The sequence below is a fragment of the Streptomyces sp. H39-C1 genome (assembly GCF_027158125.1).
GTDB classification, from domain to species: Bacteria; Actinomycetota; Actinomycetes; order Streptomycetales; family Streptomycetaceae; genus Actinacidiphila; species Actinacidiphila fildesensis.
In genome coordinates this window covers 1-3,707 of the sequence record NZ_JAPVLS010000176.1, presented here as the reverse complement: position 1 = coordinate 3,707, position 3,707 = coordinate 1, and the positions used below count along the sequence as shown (strand labels likewise).

Sequence of the window (3,707 nt, the reverse complement as noted above, 5' to 3'; positions counted from 1 at the left end):
CAAGCCGTCCGCCGACGCGGCGAGAGCTTGTTCACCGCGTGATCCATCCCGCACAGCAGATCCGGGACCGCCACGCCGTAGTGCGCCGACAGTCGGTCCAGGTCGGTCAATGACCACATCGAGCGCCCGGATTGCTTCCGGCTGACCTGTGCTTGCGACAGCCGCAGCCCGCGTCCGAGGTCGTCTTGGCGCTCGCCGGTGGCCCGCATCAGTGCCGCTACGGTCATCCGTAGAACCGCCTCTGTACTGGACATATGCACGCTCCGCATTCTCCATGCACTGGGTGTATCCCCGGGGGATTAGGTGTCTTCCGGTGTGTCGGAGGCGCCGCGACCGAGCGGCCGGCGCCCCTGGCTGTCAGGCGCGGCTGCCATCTTCTTCCGGCGCCGACGTACCTCGATGCCGGCCCCCTCAATCCATGCGTAGAACAGGTCGCCACTTACCCCGCTCAGCTCGCGGGCGCGGGTGCGTGAGGCGCCACTGCGTACGGCGTGCACGGTTGCCGTACGCAGCTCAGCGGTCAGGCGGTCGGCCGTTGCGAGGGCGTCCGCGCGCTCTGCTCCGAGTCTGGCCACGTTGCGCAGTGCATCGGCCTGCGCGGTCTCCGGAATCTCCATGACGGGAGAGTAGCGCACGTAATCCGATTCGTATGTTGCTTGTACGGACCGGATTAGTGTGTCATGGTGGTGCCTCGCCCCGGAAATGGGGCGGCCCGACAGGGGCATCTCACCTCCCCTGCCGGGCCTTGACCGCCACCTAAGCGACTAGGAGGGCGATCCGCGATGGATCGTATCTTGACCATGGACCGACCCGTGTTGGTCCCCGGGCCCCGGCAGCCTCTTTCGCCTGTCGGCCGCCCCCACATCCCCCGTCCCCGCGGCCCGTTGGCCGGACTGCGTGACGAGATCAAGCGCCAGGAACGCGAGGACAACCGGCGCGGCTTCGAGGACGAGCCCGAAGCGCTGCCGGTCCTCGAGTTCACCGACAACGCGTTCGCTGGCGGCCGGTGCGAGCTGTGCGGGTTCCTGCGCTGCTGCTGCGTTGCGGGGGTGCGGTGATGGCGCTGCGCTCGATGCCGACCGCGCCGGGCTCCCGCCCCGACCCCCGGCACGAAACCGTGCACGACCCGGCCCGGGGCGGCTGGTACCCGCCCGCCGACACCGCCCGCGACACCACCCCGGCCGCCAAGGACGGGGGGCGGCGCCGTGGATGACGACGAGAAGCGCCGTCAGGCCGAGGCCGCGATGCAGGCGGCCCGCGCGCAAGCCGCCCGCGACCTGGCCGCCGCGCAGGAGGCGTTGGAGGCGCAGCGCGCGGCGGTCGCCGCCCTGGACGCGGAGAACCTTCGGGCGGGACGCGGATGACCGACGAACAGATCTCCAGATCATCGTGGCCGCCGCCGCAGCGGGCATCGACCTGGCGCACTGCCTGATCGGCGAGGACGCGGCCACGGGCCGGCCCACCATCGACGGGATGCCCGTCGATGAGTGGATCGAGGACCTGGACCACCGACTCCGGAAGAGCACCAGCACCACCGGCAAGCCACCGGAGGAGTAGACACCTTCCAGCACCACCCGCACCACCGCCCCGGACCCGGCACCCGCCGGGGGACGTGACGCCGCCGGATCGAATCCGGCCCGGGGCACGTACCCGCACCACCGATGAGATGAGGACGCGATGACCACGATTTCCGCCGAGCGGGCAACGATGCCGGAGCAGGCCGCTGCCCCGGACGCGGTGCCGCCCGCGCCGGATGCGCCGGTCAGCGACAACGCCGACCCGGGTACCGACACCAACGACAACCCCGCGACGACGCCGAAACTGCGCGGGTTCATGTGGCCGGTGGCCGTTGTCGGGTTGGTCGGCGGTCTGCTGGTGGCCGGGATCGGGTTCGCGCTGTCCTACGACACCCTTCGGGGCGCGGCCGTGGGATGGGGGTTCGGGCCGACCGCCGCGCGCTGGTTCCCCATCGGGATCGACGGCGCGATCGTCGCCTTTTTCGCGATCGACCTGTGGCTGGCCTACCGCAAGACCCCCAAGGCGCTGCTGCGCATCGCCGCGCACGGCATGACGCTGGCCACGATCGCGCTGAATGCGGGAGCCGGCCACGGATCGGTGTGGGCCGACCCGTGGCGCACCCTCGCGCACGCTGCGATGCCGGTGGTGTTCGTGATCGCCGTGGACGCGGTGCGGCACGCGATCACCCGCAAAGCAGCGCTGGAGAGCGGCGTCGGCACGCTGACCGCCCGGCAGTGGCTGCTGGCCCCGATCAGCACGTGGAACGTGTGGCGCGACGCGACGATCACGCCGTGCAGCTACGACGCGGCGCGCACCGCACGCCGCGAACGGCTGATCTACCGGGTGTGGCTGGCACACCGGCAGGAGATCGAGGCGGCCCTCGATGCGGGCACCGAAGGCGGTGAGCGCGTCGGCACCCTGGACCGGCTGCCGGACCTGCTGGCCCCCTACGGGGTGTCTGTCGATGACGCGCTGGCACTGCCGGAGCGGATGCGCCGGGCGGATCAGGAGCGCCGCGCGGCCGCCGCGCGCGAGCGCCAGGAGCTGGAGCACCAGGCCGCCGCGGACCGCCGCGCGCTGGAGCACGCCGAGCGCCTGGCCGCGCTCGCTGCCGAGGCCGAGCAGCTGCGCGCGGCCGGCGACGTCGCCGTGCTGCGCGCCCGGGTCGAGGGGGAGACCGCTGCCGCCGGGCACATCGCCCGCGCCGCCGCCGACACCGCCGGTATCCGCGCCGCCGCCGACAAGACCGCCGCCGAACGCGCGGCTGCCGAGGCGCAGCGGCTGGCCGATGCGGAGGAGCGGGCCGAGGAGACCGCCCGGACCGCAGCCGCCCGCCGCGCCACAGCCGAGCACGCCGCCGCCCAGGCGGAGGCTGAGGTCCGCGCCGCCGCCGCCCGCGCCACCACCGCCGAGGCCAACCGCGCCGCCGCCGCCGCCGACAGCAGCGCGGCAGCCGCCCGCCGCCGGGCCGAGGAGGACGCCGAGGCGTCCGCCGCCGCCGAACGCCGCGCCGCCGAGCACCGCGCCGCGACCGCGCGCGCCGAGCTGGTGGCCGTCGCCGCCGAGGACGAGGCGCGGCTGAGCGGACGCGAACGGGCGGTGCGCAAGGTGGCGCGGCTGATCCTCGCGGAGGCCGGTGGGGACGCCGAGCGGCTGCCGCTGTACCGGATCGAGACCGCGCTCAGCGTCGCCAACGGCACCGCGTCCGGCTACCGCAGCGAGGCCGCCGTGCTGATCGCGGGCGGCTACCGCCCTCCGGCCGTCGATGCGGCCGGGGCACCTGATGCCGATATGGCCTGGAGTGGTGTCACTCACCCGGCCTAGGCTCACAAACTCACGGGGCGTAGTTGCTCCGTGACGGGTCCGGCGGGACGAACCCCCGCCGGACCCACCTCCCAGAAACCGACAAGGCACCCCGGAGGTAGAGACAGCATGACGAGTCCAACACCCCCCACACAACTGGATGCGGATGCGCCAGTGGTGAACGAGCCGGAGGCGCCGACGCTGCCCACGGCGCCGGTACCTGCCGAGGTGCCCGCCGAGGACGTCGTGAGCACGCCGGGCGGCCTTCCGGTGGTCCCAGCGGTGACGGTCGGCACCACGGGATCGATTGCCGCCGTATCGGCGTCCGGGCTCGCGGCCGGAGGCGGCGCCGCACTGCTGGCGGCCGGAGCGCTGCTGATGATCCC

The 3,707-nt window shown here is 73.5% G+C and carries 7 protein-coding genes and 1 pseudogene; 6 read left to right on the top strand and 2 right to left on the bottom strand.

The genetic code is table 11. The features are described 5' to 3' along the window. Together O3W51_RS46560 and O3W51_RS46555 are read right to left on the bottom strand one after the other, a co-directional pair. Window positions 1-254, bottom strand: a 254-nt coding sequence (locus tag O3W51_RS46560; protein ID WP_269290056.1) for a helix-turn-helix domain-containing protein, incomplete at its 3' end; no start/stop codon positions are given. A gap of 45 nt (window positions 255-299) precedes the next feature. Continuing rightward, complete coding sequence (locus O3W51_RS46555; protein ID WP_269290054.1) at window positions 300-617, bottom strand: hypothetical protein; 318 nt, start codon at window positions 615-617, stop codon at window positions 300-302. Window positions 618-884: 267 nt separating this feature from the next. Here O3W51_RS46555 and O3W51_RS46550 point away from each other — a divergent pair, with 267 nt between their 5' ends. From O3W51_RS46550 to O3W51_RS46525, 6 genes and pseudogenes are all read left to right on the top strand, one after another. Beyond that, a complete protein-coding gene (locus O3W51_RS46550) occupies window positions 885-1,058 on the top strand; it encodes a hypothetical protein (protein WP_269290052.1) in 174 nt (57 codons plus the stop codon). Then, on the top strand, window positions 1,058-1,213 hold the full coding sequence (locus tag O3W51_RS46545) for a hypothetical protein (protein WP_269290050.1): 156 nt from the start codon (window positions 1,058-1,060) through the stop codon (window positions 1,211-1,213). Before O3W51_RS46550 ends, O3W51_RS46545 begins: the two co-directional genes overlap by 1 nt. Beyond that, entirely contained in the window at window positions 1,206-1,364 is a 159-nt protein-coding gene (locus O3W51_RS46540; RefSeq protein ID WP_269290048.1) for a hypothetical protein, read from the top strand. The genes O3W51_RS46545 and O3W51_RS46540 overlap by 8 nt, the downstream gene beginning before the upstream one ends. Window positions 1,365-1,389: 25 nt before the next feature. Further along, entirely contained in the window at window positions 1,390-1,557 is a 168-nt protein-coding gene (locus O3W51_RS46535) for a hypothetical protein (RefSeq protein ID WP_269290046.1), read from the top strand. 120 nt (window positions 1,558-1,677) lie between these two features. Further along, a complete protein-coding gene (locus O3W51_RS46530) occupies window positions 1,678-3,342 on the top strand; it encodes a DUF2637 domain-containing protein (RefSeq protein ID WP_269290043.1) in 1,665 nt (554 codons plus the stop codon). A 153-nt stretch (window positions 3,343-3,495) separates the two neighbouring features. Beyond that, window positions 3,496-3,707 (top strand): annotated as a pseudogene (locus O3W51_RS46525) (hypothetical protein); the annotation flags it as partial.

What these genes read in the sequence shown, in the direction of transcription:
- O3W51_RS46555 (WP_269290054.1), bottom strand. Translation starts at nt 617, where the DNA reads ATGGAGATTCCGGAGACCGCGCAGGCCGATGCACTGCGCAACGTGGCC.
- O3W51_RS46545 (WP_269290050.1), top strand. Translation starts at nt 1,058, where the DNA reads ATGGCGCTGCGCTCGATGCCGACCGCGCCGGGCTCCCGCCCCGACCCC.
- O3W51_RS46530 (WP_269290043.1), top strand. Translation starts at nt 1,678, where the DNA reads ATGACCACGATTTCCGCCGAGCGGGCAACGATGCCGGAGCAGGCCGCT.